Below are 1,561 nucleotides of genomic sequence, written 5' to 3' on the forward strand. Positions count from 1 at the left end.
CACTCACCTCATCGGGAAGCTTTTCAACGCTTATCCGTGCGGTCCTCCATCAGGTGTTACCCGGACTTCAACCTGGGCAAGTGTAGATCACTTGGTTTCGCGTCTACCTCATCTGACTTAACGCCCTATTAAGGCTCGCTTTCACTATGGCTACGGAGCTTAACTCCTAAACCTTGCCAGACACGGTAACTCGTAGGTTCATTATGCAAAAGGCACGCCGTCACATATAAAATATGCTCCGACCGCTTGTAGGCGAATGGTTTCAGGAACTATTTCACTCCCCTCATTGGGGTACTTTTCACCTTTCCCTCACGGTACTTGTTCACTATCGGTCTCACAGGAGTATTTAGCCTTACCGGATGGGCCCGGCAGATTCGCGCAGAATTACACGTGTTCCGCGTTACTCAGGATACCGCTATGCCTTTGCGCGATTTCGAATACGGGATTATCACCCTCTATGATTCGTCTTTCCAAAACGATTCTTCTAACGCTTAAAGTGCAATCACGCGGTCCTACAACCCCTAACATGCAATAAATACATGATAGGTTTGGGCTAATCCCCGGTCGCTCGCCACTACTGGGGGAATCATTAAATTATTTTCTTCTCCTCGAGGTACTAAGATGTTTCAGTTCCCTCGGTTTGCCTCGTTATAAATATATAACGATGACCGCTAAAAAACGGCCGGGTTGTCCCATTCGGAAATCCACGGGTCAAAGGATATTTGCACCTTACCGTGGCTTATCGCAGCTTATCACGTCCTTCATCGCCTCTGTGAGCCTAGGCATCCACCATACGCCCTTAATTACTTTCATATATTCCTATACCTAAAAGATATAAAAACGAATACTCAGACTTTCAGAATATAAATAATAACATCGCATCAAAAAATTACCATAAAATGGAACCTTGGATGCAACGAAATATCATTCTGGGAAATCTATCTATTGCTATCTTGCTTGTGTCAATATGTCAAAGAACGAAGAGATAAATAATATCAAACAATAAATAATAAAATTATAAATAGTCAATATCATAACTCAATGTGGAGAATAACGGATTCGAACCGTTGACCTCTTGCATGCCATGCAAGCGCTCTAGCCAACTGAGCTAATCCCCCTAATTCAAATAGAGAACAGGTCTCAGCCTCTTAAAACTCCTAAAGTAAACAGATCGGTAAGTACAAGAAAGAGACATAACCATTAATATCATATCTGAACATATAATTCAAATACAAATAAGCTCTATTACCACCAATATCGAAATAGGATAAACTTTCTCTCCAGAAAGGAGGTGTTCCAGCCGCACCTTCCGGTACGGCTACCTTGTTACGACTTAGCCCCAATCACCGGTTTTGCCCTAGGCCGACCCTTGCGGTCACGGACTTCAGGCACCCCCGGCTTTCATGGCTTGACGGGCGGTGTGTACAAGGCCCGGGAACGTATTCACCGCGCCATGGCTGATGCGCGATTACTAGCGAATCCAGCTTCGTGGGGTCGGGTTGCAGACCCCAGTCCGAACTGAGACGCACTTTCAAGATTGGATTGCATTTACATACAACCG

Annotated in this window: 1 tRNA gene and 1 rRNA gene (1 of these 2 only partly in view); both read right to left on the reverse strand. The window is 44.8% G+C overall.

The features are described from left to right. Positions 1-813, reverse strand: a 23S ribosomal RNA gene (locus tag HMPREF9140_RS09920) (it extends 2,101 nt beyond the left edge of the window). Between the two features lie 231 nt (positions 814-1,044). Continuing rightward, positions 1,045-1,118: transfer RNA gene (locus HMPREF9140_RS09925), tRNA-Ala, on the reverse strand. Positions 1,119-1,561 lie beyond the last annotated feature (443 nt).

Source organism: Prevotella micans F0438, from assembly GCF_000243035.1.
Taxonomy (GTDB): domain Bacteria; phylum Bacteroidota; class Bacteroidia; order Bacteroidales; family Bacteroidaceae; genus Prevotella; species Prevotella micans.